This is a genomic window from Methylobacterium sp. yr668 (genome assembly GCF_900116245.1).
Lineage (GTDB): Bacteria > Pseudomonadota > Alphaproteobacteria > Rhizobiales > Beijerinckiaceae > Methylobacterium.
Genome location: NZ_FOZY01000039.1, coordinates 1 through 22,272 on the forward strand (window position 1 = coordinate 1; position 22,272 = coordinate 22,272).

At 75.5% G+C, this 22,272-nt stretch carries 14 protein-coding genes; 6 read left to right on the forward strand and 8 right to left on the reverse strand.

The features are described 5' to 3' along the window. The 7 genes from BM419_RS27830 to BM419_RS27860 all read right to left on the reverse strand — a co-directional run. Positions 1–2,235 (reverse strand): condensation domain-containing protein (locus tag BM419_RS27830; protein WP_139257145.1); only part of this gene is annotated, 2,235 nt, incomplete at its 3' end. Beyond that, positions 2,232–5,390, reverse strand: a complete 3,159-nt coding sequence (locus BM419_RS27835) for an amino acid adenylation domain-containing protein (RefSeq protein ID WP_091928339.1) — start codon at positions 5,388–5,390, stop codon at positions 2,232–2,234. The genes BM419_RS27835 and BM419_RS27830, both read right to left, overlap by 4 nt. Then, positions 5,387–9,871 (reverse strand): condensation domain-containing protein, encoded by a 4,485-nt coding sequence (locus BM419_RS27840; protein ID WP_091928340.1) that lies wholly within the window; start codon positions 9,869–9,871, stop codon positions 5,387–5,389. Before BM419_RS27840 ends, BM419_RS27835 begins: the two co-directional genes overlap by 4 nt. Next, complete coding sequence (locus tag BM419_RS27845) at positions 9,868–11,565, reverse strand: cyclic peptide export ABC transporter (RefSeq protein WP_091928341.1); 1,698 nt, start codon at positions 11,563–11,565, stop codon at positions 9,868–9,870. The genes BM419_RS27840 and BM419_RS27845 overlap by 4 nt, the downstream gene beginning before the upstream one ends. After that, positions 11,565–12,548 (reverse strand): TauD/TfdA family dioxygenase, encoded by a 984-nt coding sequence (locus tag BM419_RS27850; protein ID WP_020094342.1) that lies wholly within the window; start codon positions 12,546–12,548, stop codon positions 11,565–11,567. Before BM419_RS27850 ends, BM419_RS27845 begins: the two co-directional genes overlap by 1 nt. A 62-nt stretch (positions 12,549–12,610) precedes the next feature. Then, positions 12,611–13,327, reverse strand: coding sequence for a thioesterase II family protein (locus BM419_RS27855; RefSeq protein WP_244540037.1), 717 nt, complete (start codon positions 13,325–13,327; stop codon positions 12,611–12,613). Between the two features lie 2 nt (positions 13,328–13,329). Further along, the gene (locus tag BM419_RS27860; protein ID WP_020094344.1) at positions 13,330–13,563 is read right to left on the reverse strand and encodes an MbtH family protein; all 234 of its coding nucleotides are present in this window, start codon (positions 13,561–13,563) and stop codon (positions 13,330–13,332) included. 427 nt (positions 13,564–13,990) lie between these two features. Between BM419_RS27860 and BM419_RS27865 the strand changes: the two genes are divergently transcribed. From BM419_RS27865 to BM419_RS27890, 6 genes are all read left to right on the forward strand, one after another. Continuing rightward, positions 13,991–15,364, forward strand: coding sequence for a lysine N(6)-hydroxylase/L-ornithine N(5)-oxygenase family protein (locus BM419_RS27865; RefSeq protein ID WP_056529520.1), 1,374 nt, complete (start codon positions 13,991–13,993; stop codon positions 15,362–15,364). Between the two features lie 115 nt (positions 15,365–15,479). Next, on the forward strand, positions 15,480–16,424 hold the full coding sequence (locus tag BM419_RS27870; protein ID WP_244540894.1) for an ABC transporter substrate-binding protein: 945 nt from the start codon (positions 15,480–15,482) through the stop codon (positions 16,422–16,424). Beyond that, on the forward strand, positions 16,421–18,433 hold the full coding sequence (gene fhuB / locus BM419_RS27875; protein WP_091928344.1) for a Fe(3+)-hydroxamate ABC transporter permease FhuB: 2,013 nt from the start codon (positions 16,421–16,423) through the stop codon (positions 18,431–18,433). The genes BM419_RS27870 and fhuB overlap by 4 nt, the downstream gene beginning before the upstream one ends. Further along, positions 18,430–19,227: a siderophore-iron reductase FhuF gene (fhuF, locus tag BM419_RS27880; protein WP_091928345.1), complete on the forward strand. Its 798-nt coding sequence runs from the start codon at positions 18,430–18,432 to the stop codon at positions 19,225–19,227. The genes fhuB and fhuF overlap by 4 nt, the downstream gene beginning before the upstream one ends. Then, positions 19,224–20,072, forward strand: coding sequence for an ATP-binding cassette domain-containing protein (locus BM419_RS27885; RefSeq protein ID WP_175556394.1), 849 nt, complete (start codon positions 19,224–19,226; stop codon positions 20,070–20,072). Before fhuF ends, BM419_RS27885 begins: the two co-directional genes overlap by 4 nt. Positions 20,073–20,510: 438 nt before the next feature. Continuing rightward, on the forward strand, positions 20,511–21,500 hold the full coding sequence (locus tag BM419_RS27890) for a helix-turn-helix domain-containing protein (RefSeq protein WP_091928356.1): 990 nt from the start codon (positions 20,511–20,513) through the stop codon (positions 21,498–21,500). A 390-nt stretch (positions 21,501–21,890) separates the two neighbouring features. Here BM419_RS27890 and BM419_RS27895 read toward each other — a convergent pair whose 3' ends face one another. Further along, the gene (locus BM419_RS27895; RefSeq protein WP_056529510.1) at positions 21,891–22,169 is read right to left on the reverse strand and encodes a hypothetical protein; all 279 of its coding nucleotides are present in this window, start codon (positions 22,167–22,169) and stop codon (positions 21,891–21,893) included. Between the last annotated feature and the right edge of the window lie 103 nt (positions 22,170–22,272).

Sequence of the window (22,272 nt, forward strand, 5' to 3'; positions counted from 1 at the left end):
CAGGAGGGTGACGGCGTGCCGGCCGATGAGGCGTGCGATGGCGTCGGGGTCGCGGTGGGCGCCGGGTGGCGCCAGGACGAGGCGTGCGCCGGTGACGAGGGGGAGGAGGATCTCCCAGACGGCGACGTCGAAGGAGACGGGGGTCTTGTGCAGGATGGTGTCGTGGGCACCGACGCGCAGGTGGTCGGCCATCCAGGCGAGGCGGTTGGCGAGGGCGGCGTGGGTGTTGGCGCAGGCCTTGGGGGTGCCGGTGGAGCCGGAGGTGTGCAGGACGTAGGCGAGCGCGTCCGGGTGGGGGGCGCGGGTGCGGGGCCGGACGGGCCGGGCGCTGTCGTCGTCCGCGTCGGTATCCGGATCGGTATCCGGATCGGCATCCGGATCGGCGTCGAGGACGAGGGGCGCTCGCCCTGCGGCGTCGGCGAGGGCGGGGTGCTGGTCGGCGAGTTCGGGCTGGGTGAGGAGGAGGTCGGCCTCGGCGGCGAGGGCGGCGAGGCGGGCTGGGGGCAGTTCGGGGTTGAGGGGGAGGATGGCGGCGCCGGTCCTGAGGACGGCGAGCCAGGCGGCGGGCAGGTCGCAGGTGCGCTCGAGGAGGAGTCCGACGACGCGCTCGGGTCGGGCGCCGGCGCGGGCGAGGCGTCGGGCGATGGCGGTGGCGCGGGCGTCGAGGCCGGCGCGGGTCAGGCTGGTCCGGGCGTCTGTGACGGCCGGGGCGTCCGGGTCTTGCGCGCGGTGGTCTGCGAAGGCGGCGAGGACGTCGCCGGCGCCGTCCGGGTAGGCCCGGGCGGTCGCGTTCGCCGACCCGATCACCGCCCGGTCGGAGGCCGTGAGCGCGCTCGCCGCGTGAATGGGCCGGTCCGGCGCCGCGACGAGGGCGCGCAGCAGGGCGAGGAACCCGTCGCGCCAGCGCCGGGCGGTAGCGTCCGCGATCAGGCCGGCATCGTACTCGAGCTGGCAATCGATGCCGGTCCCGTCGGCCGCGACGTCGAGGGCGACGTCGAACTTGGCGCTCGCCACGTCGACGTCGATCCGCGCCGCCGCGACCCCCGCGAGGTCGATGGGGGCGGCATCCCGGCTGGGGCGGAAGTTGAACGCCGCCTGGAAGACCGGCGTGGTCGCGGCGTCGCGCGCGATCCCGGTCTCCGCCACGAGGCGCTCGAAGGGGACGTCGTCCTCGGCCAGGAACGCCATCGCCTCGCCGCGCAGCCGCGCGCAGAGATCGCGGAAGCTCCCGCGCGGATCGAGGCGGACGCGGTAGACCTGCGTGTTGACGAGGAAGCCGACGAGGTCCTGCAGCTCGGGGCGGGTGCGGGCGGCGTTCGGCACGCCGACGGCGAAGTCCGTCTGGCTGCTCAGGCGGGCGAGCAGCACCTGCCACGCCGCCAGCAGCGCCACGAAGGGCGGGCACGCCTGCGACCGGCAGAACGCGGCCACCGCGCCGGCGAGGTCGGCGGGCAGGGTGAAGTCGACCCGCCCGCCCGGGCGGTTCGCCAGGGGCTGGCGGGGATAGTCGAGGGGCAGGTCCAGGGCCGGGACGGCGTCGCCGAGGTAGCGGCGCCCGCGCGCGATCGCCGCGGACCCGGCCGCGCCGTCGAACCGGGCGCGCTGCCACGCGGCGAAATCCACGAAGCGCAGGCGCGGGGCGGGCAGCGGCTGCCCGATCCGCGCGGGATCGGCGAGGGCCGCGCGGTAGGCCTGCGCCAGATCCCGGAAGAGCCGCGCCGTCGACCACGCGTCCACCGCGATGTGGTGCATCACCACGAGGAGGACGCGCCCGCCCGCCGGATCCGCCTCCGACAGGACCGCGCGCAGCGGCGGCGCGCGGGTGAGATCGAAGGGGCGGCGGCTCAAGGCGCGCAGCGCCGCGCCCGGGTCACCGTCGAGGGCCGGGACGCGCTCGAGTTCGAACGGCACGTGCGGGTGCAGGATCTGGCGCGGGCCGTCGGCGGTATCCGCCAGCGCCGTGCGCAGGACGTCGTGACAGGCGATCAGGCTCCGGAACGCGCCCTCGAGCGCCGGGACGTCGAGGGGGCCGGTGAGGCGGAAGGCCCGGGCCGAGTGGTAGGCCGGGCTCTCCGGGTCGTAGCGCTGGTGGAACCAGAGCCGCGCCTGCGGGAACGACAGGGGCGCCGGGCCGCCGGCGTGCCGCGGGATGCCGTCGGCCGCCTCGGCGTCCTCCCGCAGCAGGCGGGCGAGGGCCGCGCGCCGCGCCGCGTCGCGCGCGCCGACCCCGGTCACGCGCCCACCCCGGCGAGGCCGGCGCGCTCGGTCTCGCTCAGGCCGGCGAGTTCCAGGCGCAGGCTCGCCGTCTCCTCGATCGCGTCCGGCGGGGCGTAGGTGCCGAGCGCCGCCGCGAGGGTCGCGGGCGTGCTGTGGTCGAAGACCAGGCTCGGGGGGATCTCGACCTTGAGCAGCTTGCGGATGCGCGCCGTCAGCTTGATGACGAGGAGCGAGTTGCCGCCGGCCGCGAAGAAGTCGCCCGCGGCGCCGAGGCGCTCCGCCGGGAGGCCCAGCAGCTCGGCCATGGCGTCGGTGAGCACGGTCTCGAGCGCCGTGCGCGGCGGGACGCCCGTGTCCGCGTCCGGATGAACGTCCGGACGGGGCAGGGCGGCGCGGTCGATCTTGCCGTTGGCCAGCCGCGGCAGAATGTCGAGGCGCAGGATCGGGGCGGGCAGCCACGCGGCGGGCAGGGTTTCGGCCAGCGCCGCGAGGAGCGCGGCGGGTGTCCGCTCGGGATCGGCGACCACGTAGGCCGCGAGTCCGGTCGCGCCGTCCGGCCCCGTGAACGGGCGCACCGCCGCCTGGCTCACGCCGGCGAGGCCCGCCAGCGTGGCCTCGACCTCGCCCGGCTCGACGCGGTGGCCGCGCAGCTTGATCTGGTCGTCGGCCCGCCCGGCGAGCACGAGGCGGCCGCCGGGCAGCAGGCGGGCCCGGTCGCCGGTGCGGTAGAGCCGCCCCGCTCCGAACGGGTTGGGCGAGAACGCGCCCGCGCCGCCGGCCTCCGTGCCCGGGAGGTAGCCGCGGCAGATCTGGGCGCCCCCGAGGTGGAGCACGCCGACCGCGCCGGTCGGCGCGAGCGCGCCCGCCGCGTCGAGGATGTAGGCCTCGCTGCCGGCGAGCACGCGGCTCAGCGGCAGGCTCTCGTCCGGCGGCGCGGTGGCCGCGTCCGGATGCACCAGCACGCCGACACAGGCCTCGGTGGGACCGTAATGGTTGGCGATCCGCGTCGTCGGCGCCGCCGCCCGGATCCGCCGGACCAGGGCGGCCGGCGTCGGCTCGCCGCCGAGCACCAGCAGGGCGGGCAGCGCGGGGTCCTCGACGCCGTCGAGGAGGGCGGCGAGGTGGGACGGGACCAGTTTCGCGCAGGCGACGGCGTTGCCGCGCAGGAAGCGCGCGAAGGCCGGGCCGTCGGCCATCTCGGCCTCGTCGGCGACCACGAGGCAGGCGCCGAGGCGCAGCGCCGCGAACAGCATGGTGTTGCCGAGGTCGGCCGCCACCGTGGAGGTCAGCGCGAAGCGCCCGTGACCGGACAGGTCGAGGGCGTCGATGACGGCCTCCGCGTAGGCGCGGATCTGGGCGTGCTCGATCACCACGCCCTTCGGCGTCCCGGACGAGCCGGAGGTGAAGAGCAGGCAGGCCATGTCGGAGGGGTCGCGGGCCTTGGCGGGGTGCCGGGCCTCACCGAGGCCGTCGAGGATCGCCCCGAGGGCGTGCCGGCCGGCCGCGGGGTCGGCCGAGAGCGCCACGGTCAGCGCGGGCCGGGCGAGCGCGATCAGGCGGTCGCGGCGGGCCTGCGGCCAGGCCGGGTCGAGGGGCAGGTAGGCGCCCCCCGCGCGCCAGACCGCGAGGATCGCCACCACGAGGTCGACGGAGCGCGGCAGGTCCAGGGCGACGACGCGCTCGGGACCGACGCCGCGCGCGGCGAACCAGGCGCCGAGGCGCGCGACGCGGTCCTCCAGCGCGGCGTACGACAGGGTGCGGCCGGCGCCGACGAGGGCGGGGGCGTCCGGCGCCGTCGCCGCGTGGCGGGCGACGAGGACCGGAAGGGTCTCCGCCGGCAGGGCGCGGGCGGCCGGGCGGCCGAAGGCGCGCAGGCGCACCTCCTCGCGCGCGCCGACGAGCGGGTAGGTCGCGAAGGGCGTCGCGGCCTTCGCGGGCAGGCGGGCGAGCAGCGTCTCGACCTGATCGAGCAGGGTCTCCAGGGCCTCCACCGCGTAGCGGCGCGGGTCGGCGTGCAAGGTCAGCGCGGCGAGGTGCCCCTCCGCGTCGAGGGCCGGCTCCAGGCAGAGCTCGAACCCGGCGGGTCCGGGCAGGAGCCGGTCCTGCGCGGCCCCCTGAGCCGCGAGCGCGAAGCCGACCGCGGGGCGGCGGTCGTCGCCGGCCGCGTCGAGGGGGCAGAGTTCCTGGAAGGCGCGGTGCTCGTCGAGCCGCGCGGCGAGACCGGCCGCGGCCTCCGAGACGCTGGTCTCCGGTGGGAGGACGAGGCGCAGGGGCAGCGTCTTGGTGAAGACGCCGACCGTGCCGGCGAAGACCGCGTAGTCGCGCCGGCAATCGTGCGCCCAGCCAGCGAGGATCTCTGTCCGCTCGGCGAGGCGCGCCACGAGCAGCCACCACGCGGCCTGGAGCACGGCCTCGGCGCCGGCCGCGGCGAGGTCCGGCCGGGCCAGCGCCCGCGCGAAGGCGTCCGTGACGGCGGCGTCGACGGCCCGACTCAGCCGGATCGCGGCGGCCGGCTCCTCCACCGCGTCGGCGGCCGACCCTTGGCGATAGGGCAGCCGGAGGGGCGCCGCGCCCGCGCCGATCTGGTCCCGCCAGTAGGCTTGGCCCTCGCCGTCCGCGTCGTCGGCGGCGACCGCCTCGCGCCACTCCGCGTACTGGGCGTAGGTCGCGGCCTCGGGATCGGCGCCGGGTGCCGCGTCGTCCGCGCAGGCGGCCGCGACCTCCGACAGGACGCGGTCGAGGCTGCCGGCATCGACCGCGAGGGCGCTGGCGACGAGGCGCAGCCGCGGCGTCGCGCCCGGCAGGAGGACGGCCGCGAGGGTCTGGCCGCGCTCCGGCGCGAGGCCGACGGTCCCGACGTCTCCCTGCGGCGCGCCGGTATCGAGCGGGATAGCGGGCGCGCCGGCCTCGGCCTGCCGCAGGCCGCGGAAGCCCGGTTCGCGCACGAAGGCGGTGCGCAGGACGTCGTGGCGGGCGGCGACCGCGGCGAGGCCGCGGCGGAGGCGGTCCGCCTCGACCGGCCCGGGCAGGTCGATCTCGGCGACGAGATTCGGCGCGGTGCCGGTCTCGTCGAGGCAGGCGCGCTGCTCGGGGGTCAGCGCCCGGGTCGGCGCCGCCGCGAGGGAGGCCGGCGCCCCGGTCATCGCCGCGCCGGTCATCGCCGCGCCGGTCATGCCGCCGCTCCCGTGACCGCGCCGCGCTCGATCATGTCGCCCATGGCGACGACGATCCGGCGCGGCCCCTCGTAGGGGTCGCGGGCATGGGCGGCGAGCATGTTGTCGAGCATCACGACGTCGCCGGGGCGCCAGTCGAAGCGCACGGCGATCGCCTCGTAGAGGCGGCCGACCTCGTCCATCACCGCGTCCTCGATCGGCGTGCCGTCGCCGTAGAGCACGTCGCGCGGCATCCGCTCCGGCCCCACGAGGCCGAGGAGGTCGGTGCGCACCTCGGGGTCGAGGCAGCGCGGGTGGTGCAGCTGCACTTGGTTGAAGAACGACTTCTCGCCGGTCAGCGGGTGGGTGACCACCGCCGGGCAGCGCGTGCGGGTCTGGAGCGTGTCCGCGTCGAGCCACGCGAAGTCGACGCCCTCGGCCCGGCAGCGCGCCTCCACGGCCGCGCGATCCTCGGTGTGGAAGAACCGGCGCCAGTCGACGTCGAAGCGCTCCGTGAAGGTGCGGACGTAGATCAGCCCCAGGCGCTCGAAGCGGTCGGCGATCGCCGGCGGCAGCTGCCGGTACAGCGCGCGGCAGTCGACGATGGGCGTCGCGCCGCCCACCGGCGACGGCTGCTGGCAGAAGAACCACTGCTTGCGCGGCCAGGCATGCAGGTGGCTGCTCTCGTTGTGGTAGAGGATCATCTCCCGCTCGGGATAGGGCGTCGAGCGGTAGGTGTTCTTCCCGCCCTCGTTCTTGGGCAGGTCGCCGTACCCGCCGTAGAGGCCGGGCTGGAGCGCCTCGGCGAAGGCCTCGAATTCCTGCGGGGTCGCGATGCCGAAGCCGCGCAGCAGCAGGCCGGCGTGGCGGCGCAGCTTGCCCTCGACCCAGTCGCGCTGGGCGGTCGCCCAGGCCACCGCGTCGACGTCGGCCGACAGCGGCTCGATCACGAGGGGGAAGTCGCGCCCGGGCGCCAGGGTCGAGAGGCGGGCCGGCTCGCCCGCGGCGGCGGCGGGTTTGCCGGCGCCCAGTCCCTTGAGCTTGTCGAGCTTCGCTTCCAGGCGGCCGGTGCGCGGGAGCGACGGGGCGGTGTTCGACATGACGGGGTCCTCCGGGTCTCGTGAGGGCGGGAGCGCGGGCAGAAGGTCGGGCCGGTCGGGCAGCAGGGTCGGGAGCGGGGCCGCGGGCGCGGCGGCTGCGGCGGCGAGCAGGGTCGCGTAGGCCTCCGCGAGGCGCGCGACGCGTTCGGGGGTGAACAGGGCCGTGGCGAAGACCCACTCGGCCGCGATCCCGCCCCCCGGCGCGGGCGGGTCGAGGAAGAGCGCCATCTCGAATTTCGAGCCGTGCGCGCTGGCCGCCCGGGCCTCGGCCGCGAGCCCCGGGACACCGAAATCGCCGGGCGGCGCGTTCTGCATCACGAACAGGGCCTGGACGAGGGGTGGCCGGGCGCGGGCGCGCGGGATGTCGAGGGCGTCGACGATCCGGTCGAAGGGCAGGGTGGCGTGCTCGAAGGCGGCGAGGACGTCCTCGCGGACGCGCTCGATCAGCGCGGCGAAGGACGGGGCGCCGTCGAGGCGCGCCCGGATCGGCAGCACGTTGACGAAGAAGCCGATCAGCCCGGCCAGATCGGGGTGCGGCCGCCCCGCGACGTCGGTGCCGACCACGAAGCGTTCGGCCCCGCTCAGCCGATGGAGCAGGGCCTGGAAGCCCGCGAGCAGCACGACGAACGGCGAGGCGCCGCGCGCCCGGCCCAGCTCCGCCAGGCGGGCGACCAGCGGCCCCGGCAGTTCGAAGCGGATGGAGCCGCCGGCCTGCGACGGGACCGCCGGCCGCGGCCGGTCCGTCGGCAGGGGCAGCAGGGCGGGCACCTCCGCGAGGTGCCCGCGCCAGAACGCGGTCTCGGCCGCCGCCGCGCGCTCCACGGCCGCCCGGTGCCAGCGCGCGAAATCCGCGTACTGGACGGGGAGGGGCGGCGCCTCCGCGCCGCGATAGGCGGCCCCGAGTTCGGAGAGCAGCACGCCGACCGACCAGCCGTCGCCGACGAGGTGGTGGAGGGCCAGGACGAGGCGGTGATCGTCGGCGGCCAGGCGCAGGAGCCGGGCGCGCAGGAGCGGCGGCACGGCGAGGTCGAACGGCGCGGCCGCCTCCGCGGCCTCGCACGCGGCGACCCGGATCTCGCGGGCGCCCGGATCGAGGCCGGTGAGGTCGTCGACGGGCACGTCGAGGGCGACCGCCTCGGCGATCCGGGGCTCCGGAAGGCCGTCCTCGCCGGTCGGATAGCCGGTCCGCAGCACGTCGTGCCGGGCGACGACCCGGCGCAGGGCCGCGGCGAGCCGGTCGGGCTCCAGCGGGCCTCCGAACCGGATATGTCCGACCATGACGTAGGCGCCGCGCCCGGCCGGGTCACCGAGCCGCTCGGCCAGCCAGAGCCGCTGCTGGCCGAGCGACAGCAGGGGCGGGCCCGCGCGCGGCAGGAGCGCGGGCGCCGGCACCGCGTCGCGGGGCAGCGCGTCGATCCGCGCCGCGAGGTCGGCGAGGGTCGGGGCCGCGAACAGGTCGCGCAGCGGCAGGGCGACCCCGAAGGCGGCGCGGACGCGGTCGACGGCGCGCATCGCCAGGAGCGAGTGGCCGCCGAGTTCCAGGAAACCGCGCCCGCGCGAGACCTCGTCGAGGCCGAGGAGATCGCACCAGATCGCCGCGAGGGCGCGCTCCGTCGCGCTCCGGGGCGGCTCATCCGGCGACGGGGCACCCTGCGGGCGCCGGTAGAGGTGGAGGGGGGTGAGGTCGCCGGCCGCGAGGCCGTCCCGGCACGCGCCGCGCCGGAGCTTCCCGCTCGTGGTCTTGGGCAGGGTGCCCGGCGCCAGCAGGGCCACGAGTTCCGCCGGCTCGGCCAGCACCTCCGCCAGCGCGGCGTCGACCGCGGCGGCGATCTCCGGCGCGCGGGCGGCGGCGCTCCGGCCGATCTCGGCGGCGATCCCGATCGCCTCGCCCGCCGGACCCTCGACCGCGAAGGCCGCGACCCGCCCCGGGCGGAGGGCCGGCACGCGCGCCTCGACCGCCGTCTCCACGTCCTGCGGATAGACGTTGTGGCCGCGCAGGATGATGAGGTCCTTGGCGCGCCCGGTGACGAAGAGCTCGCCGCCGTCCAGGAAGCCGAGGTCCCCGGTCCGCAGCCAGGTCGCGCCGTCGCGGGGCACGAAAGTCGCGCGGGTCGCCTCCGGGTTGTTCCAGTAGCCGCGCGCGACGCAGGGGCCGCTGAGCCAGATCTCGCCGACCGTCCCGTCGGGGCAGGGGAGGCCCGAGCGCGGGTCGACGATCCGCAGGTGCTCGGGCCGGACCGGCCGGCCGCTGCTCGCGAGGGCGGTGCCGGCCTCGTCGGCGACGGCGCGGCCGGCCGCCAGCGCCGCCGGCGCCACGCTCAGCCGGCGCCACGGCGTGCCCAGGGGCTTGGCCGCGACGAGGAGGGTCGCCTCGGCGAGGCCGTAGGCGGGGCTGAGCGCCGTCGGCGCGAAGCCCGCCGGGGCGAAGCGCGCGGCGAAGCGGGTGAGGGTCCGGGGCCGGATCGGCTCGGCACCGCTGTAGGCGACGCGCCACCCGGCGAGGTCGAGCCCCGCCAGCGCGGCAGCGCCGACGCGCTCGCAGGCCAGCCGGTAGGCGAAGTCCGGGCCGCCGCTGATCGTGCCGCCATGCGCGCCGATCGCCTCGAGCCACGAGGCGGGCCGGGCGAGGAAGGCCTGCGGGCTCATCAGCACGAGCGGCGCGCCGGCGAAGATCGGCTCGATCAGCCCCGCGATCAGGCCCATGTCGTGGTAGAGGGGCAGCCAGGAGACGAAGACGTCGTCCGGGCCGGGCGCGATCGCCTCGGCGAGCCAGCGGGCGTTGGCGACGATGTTGCCGTGCGTGACCTCGACGCCCTTGGGATTCGCGGTCGAGCCCGACGTGTACTGCAGGAAGGCGAGGGTCTCGGGCGGGCACGGGACCGGCCGCCACGCCTCCGCCCCGGCGCTGCCGACCGCGTCGACACAGACGATCGCGCTTACGGAGCTGCCCGCGCAGGTCGCCGCCACGGTCTCGCGGTTCGCCCGATCGGTCAGGACGTGGCGCGGTGCCATGTCGGCGATCATCAGGGCGAGGCGGGCCGCGTGGTGCGGATCCCGCGTCTCCGGCGGGAAGGAGGGCACGGCGACGAGGCCCGCGTAGAGGCAGGCGAAGAACGCCACGACGTAGTCCGGCCCGCTCGGCAGGGCGATGAGCGCCCGCGCGCCGGGCTCGGCGTCGCGCTGGAGGCGCGCCGCGAGGGCGCGGACCCGCCGGTCGAGCTCCGCGTAGTCGAGGGACGCCCCGACCGCGCGCCCGTCCGTGAGGAAGCGAAGGGTCAGCCGGTCGGGCGTGGCGGCCGCCCGCGCCCGCAGGATCGCCACGAGGCTGTCGTCCGGCGCGGGCCGGTGCGGCGACGGCGCGCGGTGCGCGCGGCCCACGTGCAGGCTCTCGTGCAGGCTCACGCGCCGGCTCCCGCCTGACGGCCGCGCGGCGCGGCGGCGCGGTGCTCCACCACGAGGCCGCGCTCGAGCTTCACGACCTGGTCGGCCCGGTCGAACCAGCGGTCGTCGTGGGTGACGACGAGGATCGTCCGGCCCTCGGCGGCGAGCTCCGGGAGGAGCGTCTCGTAGAAGGCCGCCCGGGAGTCGGGATCCTGGTCGGCGGCCCACTCGTCGAAGATCATGACGGGCCGGTCCTCCAGGCAGGCGACCAGGAGGGCGAGCCGCTTGCGCTGGCCCGTCGAGAGATCGCGGGTCGAGAAGCCCCCGTCCCGGAGGCTGACGCGGCCGTCGAGGCCGAGGCGCGCCAGCCACGCGCGCGCCTGCGGCTCGCGCGCGGCGTCCGGCCGGCCGAGCAGCGTCTCGAACAGGTGGAAATCGGAGAAGACGGCCGCGACGTGCGCGCGGTAGCCGGCGAGGGCCGCGCCCGCCACCGGGCGGCCGTCCAGGCACAGCGTCCCGCCGGTCGGCGGGTGCAGGCCGGCGATCACCCGGGCGAGGCTGGTCTTGCCGGAGCCGTTGCCGCCGACCAGGAAGGTGATCTCCCCGGGGCGCAGCGTCAGGTCGACCGGGCCGAGGTCGAAGCGGTCGCCGGTCTGCGGATCGGCCCGGTGATGGGTCACGCCCCGCAGGGTCACGGTGGCGTCGCGCCGGGGCGCGGCCGGGCCTGTCCCCGGATCGCCGACCGGCTCGGGCGGCAGCTCGGCGAAGGCCGCCTCGATCCGCCGCGCGCCGACGCGGGCGAGGTTGACGAGCGGCATCGTGTTCAGCACCGCCTCGAGCGGCCCCATCAGGTAGAGCAGGGCGATGACGTACCCGGTCGTCACCGCCGGGCTCTGCGCGCCGGTCCCGGGGACGAACAGCGCGAGCCCGATCAGGGCCAGGAACAGGATGCGGCCCCAGCCCGCCGCCAGAGCGAGGAGGGCGAGGCCGCGCCGGCGGTGGTCGGCGACGCGGGCGATCGCGGTCGCCAGGACCGCGTCGAGGAAGTGGCGCCCCTTCTCCCGGTTGAGGCGCAGCTCCTTGGCGCCGCCGTGCAGCGCCTGGAAATGTCCGACGAGGCGGTCCTGCTCCGCCCCGGCCCGGGCGAGGTGGCGCGTGACGCGGCCGTAGCAGGCGGAGTAGCCCACGGCCCCCAGGGCGATCGTGAGGGCCGAGGCCAGGAACAGGGGGAACGACAGGTAGCCGAGATAGGCGAGGGTCGCCGCGACCACCGCGCAGTTGGTGACGAGCACGGGCAGCGCCGTGAGGAAGTTGGCGACCTGGTTGGCGTCCTCGGTCACCAGCGCCTGCACCCGGGCGCTCCCCACAGCCTCGAGATCCGCGAACGCGGCGGCCTGGACGCGCGCGGCGATCGCGGACCGGAGATCGGCGAGCCCGCGCTGCCCGAGATCGGCGAAGAGGGCGCGCGAGACGACGAGCGCCGCGCAGGCGAGGAGGGCGGTCGCCGCGAAGGCGGCGACCCGGTCGGCCCGGGCGGGCTCGGACGCGTGGAGCGCCCCGTTGATGAGCACGATCAGGCCCGTCGTGGCGATCCCGCCGACGAGGCTCGCCGCGCCGGCCAGCACGAGCCGGGCGCGGGCGCCCCGCGCGAGGGCGCGCCACAGCGCGGTCCCTGGCGCGGACCCGGGCTCCGCGAAGGCGAACGCCGCCGCCATCACTGCGCGCGGCCGGCTTGCGCCATCGCCACCACGACCTTGCGCGGGCCCTTGAAGGGTGTCCGCGCGTGGGCGGTCAGCATGTTGTCCAGCATCACCACGTCGCCGGACTGCCAGGGGAAGACGACGGTGTGCGCGGCGAGCACGGCGCGGATCGCGTCGAGATCCGCGTCGGGGATCGGGCTGCCGTCGCCGTAGTAGACGTTGCGCGGCAGGTCCGGCTCGTCGACGAGGTCGAGGAGGGTCGCGCGCACCTCCGGCTCGAGGTTCGAGACGTGGAACAGGTGGGCCTGGTTGAACCACACCGGCTCGCCGGTCTCGGGGTGGCGGGCGGTGCCCTGGCAGACCTGCCGGGTGCGGAGGTCGCCGTCCGGCTTCCACTCGCAGGTGATCCCGTGGCCGGCGCAGTACGCCTCGACCGCCCCCCGGTCCTGCGTGCCGAACACCTGCTCCCAGGCCACGTCGAGCCCGTTGCCGTAGTTGCGCACGTACATCAGGCCCCGCTCGGCGAAGCGCGCGCGGATCGGCTCGGGCACGGCGCGGTAGATGGCGCGGCTGTCGGCCAGCGGCGTCTCGCCCCCCTCGGGCGCCGCCTGCTGGCAGTAGAACCAGATCTTCATCGGCCAGTCGCGGGCGTAGGCCTGCTCGTTGTGCAGCGGGATGTGCTGGTGGGGCGGGTACTCGGTCGAGGTGTAGACCCCCTGGGTCACGGCGCTGCGCGGCGTCGAGCCGAACTCGTAGCTCAGGAGGTCGTGGCCGAAGCCCGCCGCGAAGCTGCGGAACGCGTCGGGCCCGTCGAGGCTGAAGCCGCGGAGCAGCAGGCCGCCCGCGGCGTGGAGGTGCGCCTCGGCCGCGGCCCGGATCGCCGGCAGCGCGTCCGCGAGCGCCGCGCCCGCGGCGCCCTCCGGCGGCGTGACCAGGAGCGGCAGAGGACCCTCGTCCCGCAGGGGCTTGGTCACGAGTTCCATCACGGCGTCCTCCATGGTGACATCCCGTTCGTTCGCGCCGCCGGCCCGCGCGCCGCCGATGGGCGGGCGCGGCCGCCTCAGGCCGCGGCCTCGGCCCGCGCGCCGATCCGCCGGCCGACGAGGTCGAGCACCGGCCCCCGCCGCGCGTGGATGAAGAAGTGGTCGCCCTCGAACAGCGCGAGGTCGAAGGGGCCGCGCGTCTCGCGGCCCCAGGCCTCGAGGTCGGCGCGGGCGACGTCGTCCCGCGTCCCGCCGAGCGCCTGGATCGGGCAGTCCAGCGCCGGGCGCGCCGCGTAGGTGTAGGCGCCGCGCAGCCGGAAATCGGCCCGGAGCACCGGCAGCACCAGGGCCATCAGGGCGGGATCGGCCAGCGCCTCCGGCGGCGTCGCGCCGTAGGCGGACAGCGCGTCGCGCAGGTCCGCGTCGCTGCGCGGGCGGCGGAAATACGCCCCGTCGCACACCGCCGGTCCGGCGCATCCGGAGGCGAACAGCGCGCGCGGCGCCGCGATCCCGCGGTCGCGGAGTTCGTGCGCCAGCTCGAAGGCGAGCAGCGCGCCCAGGCTATGGCCGAACAGCGCGTAGGAGCCCGTGACGGAACCGGCGACCTCGTCCGCGAGGCGCCGCGTCAGCGCCCGCGGGTCGGTGCAGGGCGCCTCGCCGATCCGGGAGCCGCGCCCCGGCAGCTCGACGGGCCTGACGTCGACCGCGTCGGGCAGGCCGCGGCGCCACTGCGCGAACACCGCGGCGCTCGCCCCCGCGTAGGGCAGGCAGAACAGCCGGACTCGTCCCGGCACGGTCACGCCCGCGCGCCGCCCGCGTCCCGCTCCTGAGCCTCCATGTGTCGGCGCAGGCTCAGGGGCCGCATGTCGGTCCAGACCTCGTCGATGTAGGCTAGGCAATCGGCCTTCGCGCGCGGATCGCCCACGGCGCGCCACCCGTCAGGGATGTCGCGGTAGCTCGGCCAGATCGAGTATTGCTCCTCGTGATTCACCACCACGTAGAACAGCGTATCTTCGCGATCGAACGCCATCGATGCATCCCGTTCAGGTGAAAGCTGCGAGCTGCCTCGCCAATGAATCAATGAACTTCGCTTGTCGGCGCATAACATGGCCGAAAGATCGCCGGACTCAAGGGCCCTTTTACATATTTGAAATGTTCTAATTTAATTCATTACTGCTCGATCGTCAGAAGTGTTTCCGGAGACCTTGAATCACTGTGGCGGTTCGCGCTACGCAGTGCGGCCGGCGGGTGCGGCCGGCGGGTGTTCTGTGGTCCGGGGCTTGGCGGGGGACGCGGTCAGTGGCGTGTGCGCGAACCAGCTTCCGGTCGCCTGCGAGCGGTCCCGCCGGGGGAACGCGCGGCTCCCCCGAGGGAGGCGCCGCCCCCGTGCGCCGCGGCGGCGAGGATCGCCGCGCATCCCGGCGCGCACCCCGTCGTGCGGACGAGGAGACGATCGGATGACCGCGCGCGCCGCACCGCTCTGCGACGTCATCGGGGTCGGCTTCGGGCCCTCGAACCTCGCCCTGGCGATCGCCCTGGCCGAGACCCCGGCGGCGCGCGGCCTCCGGTACCGCTTCCTGGAGCGGCAGCCGCACTTCCGATGGCACGGCGGCATGCTGCTGCCGGGCAGCGACATGCAGATCTCGTTCCTCAAGGACCTCGTCACGCTCCGCAACCCGACGAGCCCGCTGACCTTCGTGAACTACCTGCACAGCCAGGGTCGACTGCACGATTTCATCGATCTCGGGACGTTTCATCCCAGCCGGATCGAGTTCAACGACTATCTCCGGTGGGTGGCGGACCATTTCGCCGACCGGTGCGACTACGGCGAGACCGCGGTCGCGGTGGAGCCCGGGCCGGGACCGGACGGGACGGTCGAGACCCTGTGGGTCGTCACCCGCGACGCCGCGGGCCGCGAGATCCGCCGCCAGACGCGCGACCTCGCCCTCGCGGTGGGCGGCGCCCCGCACGTGCCCGCCGCCTTCGCCGCCCTGGCGCGCGATCCCCGGCTCTGCCATTCGAGCCGCTACCTCGACCACGTCGACCGGCGCGGCCCGGGCAGCCCGCTCGACCTGTCGCGCCCGGGCGCCCGCGTGGCGGTGATCGGCGGCGGCCAGAGCGCCGCCGAGATCGGCCACGATCTCCACGCCCGCTTCCCGCAGCTGCAGGTCGATCTCGTCTTCCGCGGCCACGCCCTCCGACCGTCGGACGCGACGCCGTTCGTCAACGAGATCTTCCACCCCGACCGCACCGACTTCGTGTACGCGCAGCCGAGCGAGCGGCGGGCGGCGATCGTGCGCAGCTACCGCAACACGAACTACGCGGTGATCGACGCCGACCTGCTCAAGGCGCTCCACGTCATCGTCTACCGGGAGAAGGTCTCCGGGCCGCAGCGCCTGCACCTCCGGCCGCGCAGCGAGATCCTCTCGGCCGTCGGCGACGCAAGCGGGATCAGGCTGCGGACCGTCGACCGCTACGCCGAGGTCGAGGCGGAGCGCAGCTACGACGGCATCGTCCTGGCGACCGGGTACGCGCGCGACCCGAACCCGGCGATCCTCGAACCGCTCGCGCCCTACCGCGACGGGCCGGACCTGGCGCGCGACTACCGCGTGCCGACCCGCCCCGGCTTCGTCCCGCGCATCTACGTCCAGGGCTACTCGGAGACCTCGCACGGTCTGAGCGACACCCTGCTCTCGGTCCTGCCGGTCCGCGCGCAGGAGATCGTCGACAGCCTGCTCGATCAGGACGGGCACGGGGGCGCGGTCGCCCCGGCGCGCGCGCCCGCCGCCGGCGGGATCCGCGCCTGGGAGCGGCAGGGAGCGCATCCATGAGGCTCGCCGTCCCGCGGACCGGCCGGGCGCGGCGCGCGGAGGCGTGCCGCGGGTTGATCCGCCGCCCGCTCGCCCGAGTCGGCGCACGGGTCGGCGCATGGGTCGGCGCATGGGGATGAGCCGCCCGCGCGGCGATCGTCGCGCCCTCCTCGCCGGCCTCGCCGCGGGCGTCCTGGGTCTCGTCCCGGGCGGCTTCGCCGCGTCCCTCGCGGGCGCGTCCGAAGACCCGCGGCGCGCGGAGACGGGCGGCGCGCCCGCCGCCCGCGTGGTCGCCCTCGACGGGTTGTTCGCCGAGACGCTCCTCGCCATCGGCCTCGTGCCGGTGGCGATCGCCAACCGGCCGCTCTACGAGAAGCTCATCGCGCAGCCGCCCCTGCCGGACTCGGTCCTCGACCTCGGACCGCTGCAGGAGCCGAACCTCGAGTTCCTCAGCCTGATCGCCCCCGATCTCATCCTCGCCGCGCCGTGGCAGGCGCAGATCCAGGTCGCGCTGACCCGGATCGCCCCGGTCGTGGCGCTGCCCATCGTTGCGGGCGCGCGGGAGCCGATCGACCACCTCGACGCGCTGACCCGCGACCTGGGGGACCGCGTCGACCGCGCCGCGGCGGCGCGGGCGCTGGTCGCCGGGACCGACGGGGCGCTCGCCGAGGCCCGGGCCGCGCTCGCGGGCCGGACCGGGCGCCCGGTCTACATCTGCCGCTTCCGCGACGACGGGCGGCAGCTGGCCGTCTTCGGCACGCGCAGCACCGTCGGCGCGGTCGCCCAGCGCCTCGGCCTGACCAATGCCTGGACTGGCCGGCAGAGCGGCGCGGGCACGGTGCTCGCCGCGGTCGAGGACCTCGCGGAGGTGCCCGACGCGACGCTGATCCACTTCGACCGCGGCGCCGAGACCGCGCGCGCCCTCGGGCGCCTCGACGACAGCCCGCTCTGGCGGGCGCTGCCCGCCGTGCGCGCCGGCCGCGTGATCCGCATGCCGGTCGTCCATCCGAACGGCGGCCTGCCCTCGGCCGCGCGCTTCGCCCGTCAGGTCGCCGCGGCGCTCGGGAAGGCCCCGGCGTGAGCGCGGCCGGGGCCGGAGCGCGGCGGGCGCGAGCCGACGGGGCCGGGGCCTCGCCGCTCTGGCGCGGGGCGGGGCTCCTCGCCCTCGCGCTGGCGGTGAGCGCCGCGCTGCTGCACGCCAACCTGGCGGCCGTCCTGCCGCCCGGGCAGTGGTGGGCCGCCCTGCTCCACCCGACCGACGGCGACATGCCGCAGCTCGTCCTGCGCGACAGCCTGCTGCCGCGCCTCGCCATGGCGGTCCTGGCGGGCGGCGGCCTCGGCCTCGCCGGCGTGCTGTTCCAGCAGGTGCTCGACAACCCGCTGGCCGAGCCCGGCACCCTCGGCGTGTTCGCGGGCGCGAAGCTCGCCCTGGCCCTCGCGACGCTGTGGTGGCCGGCCCTCCTGATCTACGGCTACGAGCCCGTCGCGGGCGCCGGGGCGGCCCTGTGTACGGGCCTCGTGCTGCTGCTGAGCGGGCGCAGCGGCTACGCGCCGTCCACCGTCATCCTCGCCGGACTGGTGGTCGGGCTGTCCGCCGAGGCCGCCAACCGGATGCTGGTGCTCGCGCATTTCGACGCGCTCTCCGACCTCTACGCGTGGCAGGCCGGCGCGCTGAACCAGAACAACTGGGACGGCGTCCGCGGCCTCGTCCCGCGCCTCGCCCTCGCGGCCCTCGCGGCCGGCCTGCTGGCGCGCCCGCTGACCCTGATCGAGCTCGGCGATGCCGGGGCGCGGGGCCTCGGCGTCTCCACCGCCGGCACGCGGCTCGCCGCCCTCGCCCTCGGCGTCGCGGTCGGCGCCAGCGTGACCGGGTATCTCGGGGTGATCGGCTTCGTCGGCCTGGCGGGGCCGGCCATCGCCCGCTACGGCGGCGCCCGCCGGCTCCGCGACCGCCTGCTCTGGGGGCCGGTCGCCGGGGCGGTGCTGCTCGTCCTGACCGATCAGCTCGTGCAGCGACTCATCGGCCGCAGCGGTGTCCCGACCGGCGCCGTCACCGCCCTCGTCGGCGCACCCCTGCTGGTCGGCCTCATCCTGGGCCTGCGCACGGCGCGCGAGGCGCCGCCGGCGCCGGGGCCTATCCCGGTCCGTCTCGCCCGGCCGTGGCCCGCCATCGGGGCGCTCGCGATCCTGGCCCTCGCGGCCGTCGGCCTGTCGCTCACCCTGGGGCGGGATGCCCAGGGCTGGCTGTGGAGCCCCGATCCGGGCGCCCTCCTGGCCTGGCGGGCGCCGCGCGCGCTGGCCGCCCTGGGGGCCGGGGCCATGCTCGCCTACGCGGGCGGGCTGCTGCAGCGGCTGACCGGGAACCCCCTCGCGAGCCCCGAGCTGTTCGGCGTCTCCGCGGGCGCGGCCCTGGTGGTGGTGCTCGTCCTGTTCCTCGCCCCCGGCCTCGGCCCGGCCGCGATGCTGGCCGCCTCCGCGGCGGGCGCGCTCGCGACGCTGCTGGCGGTCCTGGCCCTGGGCCGCCGGGCGCGCTACGCCTCCGCCCGGATCCTGCTCGTCGGCGCGGCCCTCACCAGCCTGATCGGCTCGGTGATCGCGCTCCTGCTCGCCACGGCCGACCCGCGGACTGCCGCCCTGCTGACGTGGCTCTCGGGCTCGACCTACAACGCCACCGGGACCGAGGCCGGGCTCGCCTGCCTCGGCGCGGCCCTGGTGCTCGCGGGCACGCCGCTGCTCGCGCGCTGGCTCACGATCCTGCCGCTCGGGGCGGAGACGAGCCGGGCCGTCGGGCTCCAGGTCGCGCGGGCGCGCCTGACAGTCCTGTCGGTCGCCGCGATCCTGACCGGCGCCGCGACCCTGCTCGTCGGCCCCCTGAGCTTCGTCGGGCTGATGGGGCCGCACCTCGCCCGCAGCCTGGGCTTCAGCCGGGCCGCCGAGCAGCTGGTGGCGGCGACGCTCGCCGGCGGCCTGATCATGGTGCTGGCCGACTGGCTCGGGCGCGTCGCGGCCTTCCCGTGGCAGTTGCCCGCCGGCCTCGTCGCGACGGTTCTCGGGGGCGCCTATTTCGTCTGGCTGATGCTGCGCCGATGATACTGTCCCCGCTGAACGCCCTGTTCGTCGGCCCCCTCGAGGGCTACCGGGATCGGATCGTGTCCGCGGAGGATCCGCGCCCCTCCGTGAGGGGCGCCGACCTGCTCGATCCGCGCGTCCTGACCGACCAGCTCGACCGGTTCGCCCGCACCTTCGCGGCGCCGGAGCCCCGCGCCGTCGCGTCGATCTGGGCGAAGCAGCACTTCTCGATGCTGGTGGTGCCCGCGCTCGCCGCCAACATCGTGCTCGACCTCGTCCTGCCCGTGGCCCTCGACGCCGTCGAGATCGTCCCGGACGACGGCGGGCTGACGCGGGCGCTCAAGCTGCGCGACCCCGCCGCGGGGAGCGACGGGCCCGGCGGGCAGACCCAGGAGAGGGCGCCGGCGGATCGCTTCGGCGCGCTGATCGACGAGCACCTGGCGCCCCTGGTCGGTGCCCTGGCAGCGGTCTCGGGCGTGGCGCCGCGCGTGCTGTGGAGCAATGCCGGCAACATCTTCGAGTTCGTGGTGCGCCGCACCGAGGGGCTCCCGCAGGCGGGCCGGACCGGGCACGCGGCCGCCGCGAGCGTCCTGACGAGCCGCCGCCGGTCCGGCGCGCCCAACCCGCTGTTCGCGCCGATCCGCTACGTTCCGGAGGGGGGGGACGCGCCGGCGGGCGCGCCGCCGCGTCGGGTGCGGAAGGTCTGCTGCCTGCGCTACCTCATCCCCGACCAGAGCCTCTGCGGCGCCTGCCCCCTGCCGGCACGCCCCGAAGCGGGTCCGGCGGGAACGGACGGCCCGAGGAGGCCCGCATGAACGGTCCCGATGCGCCGGTCGTCGCGCGGCCGCGGGGCGCGCCGACGGCGGAAGCCGCGGGCGCCCCCCCGCTCTTCACCCTGCAGGGCGCGAGCTTCAGTCTCCCCGAACGCACCCTGCTGCATCCCCTCGACCTCGTGATCCAGCCGCGGCAGGTGGTGGGCCTGATCGGCCATAACGGGTCCGGCAAGTCGACCCTGATCAAGCTGCTGGGCCGCCAGCAGGCGCCGACCGCCGGCCGGATCGCGTTCGCGGATCGCGCCCTCAGTGCCTGGGAGGACCGCGCCTTCGCGCGCGAGGTCGCCTATCTGCCGCAGGCGCTCCCGCCGGTCCCGGGCATGACCGTGCGCGAGCTCGTGGCGCTGGGGCGCTATCCCTGGCACGGCGCCCTCGGCCGCGTCGCCGACCGGGATCGCGAGGCGGTCCGGCGGGCGCTCGCCGCCACCGGCGTCGCCGCCTTCGCGGACCGCTTCGTCGACACGCTCTCGGGCGGTGAGCGGCAGCGCGTCTGGCTCGCGATGATGATCGCGCAGGAGCCCGCCTGCCTGCTGCTCGACGAGCCGATCTCGGCCCTCGACGTCGCCCACGCCGTCGAGATCCTCGCCCTCGTGCGCGATCTGGCCCATCGTGACGGGCTCGGCGTCGTGGTGGTCCTGCACGACGTGAACATGGCGGCGCGCGTCTGCGACCGCATCCTGGCGCTGCACTCGGGACGCCTCATCGCGGACGGCCCGCCCGGCACGCTGATGAACCCCGACACGCTGCGCGCCGTGTACGACATCCCGATGGGCGTCATGCCGCATCCGGATACCGGTCGGCCGCTGAGCTACCTGCGCGGATCGTAGGCCGGCGCGCGACGACCAGCTGCTCGCGATCCGGCACGCTCGGACCCAGGGTCCGAGCGCGAATCGGCCGGACACTCGGGTGGCGGCGCGCCGCGGACCTCGTCGCCGCCCGGCGGTGACCTCGTGTCGTCTGGACGATCGAGGCGTCGGGAAGAGCGCGGCCGTTGCGGCGGCTCCAACAACGCTGGCGGGGACGGAGGGATTCCGAGACGGTGACCGGCCCCCGCGGGGTGGTCCTGTGTCAGGCTTGGGCGCGATCGGAGTGGCGGCTCGGGGCGGTTTCCTGCCGGTGCGCTTACCGACGGCATTGGTTGAGACGCGGACAGAACCGCCGCGAAGCACCCGGCACCGCGGTCTTGAGATGATAGATTATATACAATAACCCTCCGGATCCGCAGTCTGCGCTCCGAGATGGCGCGCTGCGTGCCGAGGCTACGCATGCAACCGTTCTTCTCGACAGAGGGAATTCACCCCAAGGACGCGTTCCGGCGCTGGCGCGAGACGATCTGCGAGCGATTGATCCCGATCGACCAGCAACCCCTTCACGGGGTTCCGTTTCAGGGCAGGCTGGACGTCACCAGCATCGGGCCTGTGCCGATCTCCAAGATGGCACACACCGCCATGCGGACTGAAGCGACCCCCGACGCGATCCGGCGCTATGGGCAGCCCGACCGCCTCTACGCGTCCTTGAAGCTCTCGGGCCAGGACGCCATCCAGCAAGGCGATCGGGAGGCTGTATTCCGGACGGGCGACTTCGTCGTTATCGACGCACGCCCGGCCGTCTGCGAGGCCGACACGGGCATCTCCCTCGTCATCGATCTGCCGCGCGAGCGCTTCGAGGCCATGCTGGGCCCGTCCCGGCTGTACTGTGCACTCACGGTCGGCGCGGACCTCGCCTCCACGACCCTGGCAAACACCTTCCTCCAAGAGCTGGTGCGCATGGGCGATCAGCTCACGCCCGACGCGGCCGCGCGCATGGCGGCGATCGGAACGGACCTGATCATAGCGAGCCTCGCCGAACGGATGGCGCAGGAGGTACCCCGTTCCGTCCACGGCAACGTCACGGTCCAGCGCGCCAAGGCCTATGTCGAGGCGAACCTGAGCGACCCGAACCTGGATCCGCCGCAACTCGCTGCCGCGATGGGCGTGTCGCTGCGCCGGCTCCAGGAACTGTTCCACGAGCGCGGCCGGCACATCTCCGACTACATCTGGGGACGCCGCCTGGAGGCGGCAGCCAAGCGCCTGGGCGATCCGGCCTGCGCCCACCTGTCGATCGGCATGCTGGCGTACGGCTGCGGTTTCAGCAGCCAGGCGCATTTCGCGCGCCGCTTCAAGGATCGCTACGGCATGAGCCCGCGTGACTACCGGCAGGCGCACAGCCGAGACACGCAACCGGGCGCGTCCGCGTCCCGGCCGTCATTCTCGTGACCTGAGTGACCGGTTCGGGTCGCTCCCGGAACGGCAGTTCGGGGTGATCTTCCGCCTGTCTGCTTCTGGGCATCAAGTGTGGGAAAGCCGACCTCGGCTTCCATTCGCGCCCAATCTCGAGAAGCGGCGGACTCCGCCACGATCCGGCGCAGGGGATTTCGCATCGCGCTCCGACTGTGCGCGGCGAACGCGCACCGCGTGCGCTGGCTTGCGGTACCAGTCATCCAACCCCCATTCGCCGAGGGCTGTCGGGCGCGGTAAGGTTGATACCCTGCGGCGGGTCGCATCCCGGTCAGGGCAGGCGACGGTAGACACGGGCGAATTCCGTGCCGCGCTGGATTTCGCAGATGCCGGCTCGGCTGACCTTATCGAATACGCGAAGGGATGACTTCACCGTGCGGCGCGGACCTTCCGGATCGGATTCGCGGCCTTCTGCTCCTCTTGGTAAGCGGCGATAGCCATCGAGCAATTCGGTGTCAGGAGGCCGGCTCTCTCGCGGAAGCAGGCCTGGACTTCCCCGCCGTCGGGCGAGAACTGGCCGCAATGTTCCAGGTAATCTCCTATGCAGTGGCGCTTCAGGTTCTCCTGGCTCGCCTGTGGCTGGGCAAAGGCCATGTCGGAGACGAGGCCGAGGACAGCGGTGAGGCAAGCGGTCTTCGAGATACTCATGATCGGCTCCGTAGGGTGAGAGATCTACCGAGGCGACGCCTTCAGGCTCCGGTCATCGCCAGATACGGGATGAGGGTGGCGCAGGCGAAGTTGCCGGCGATGA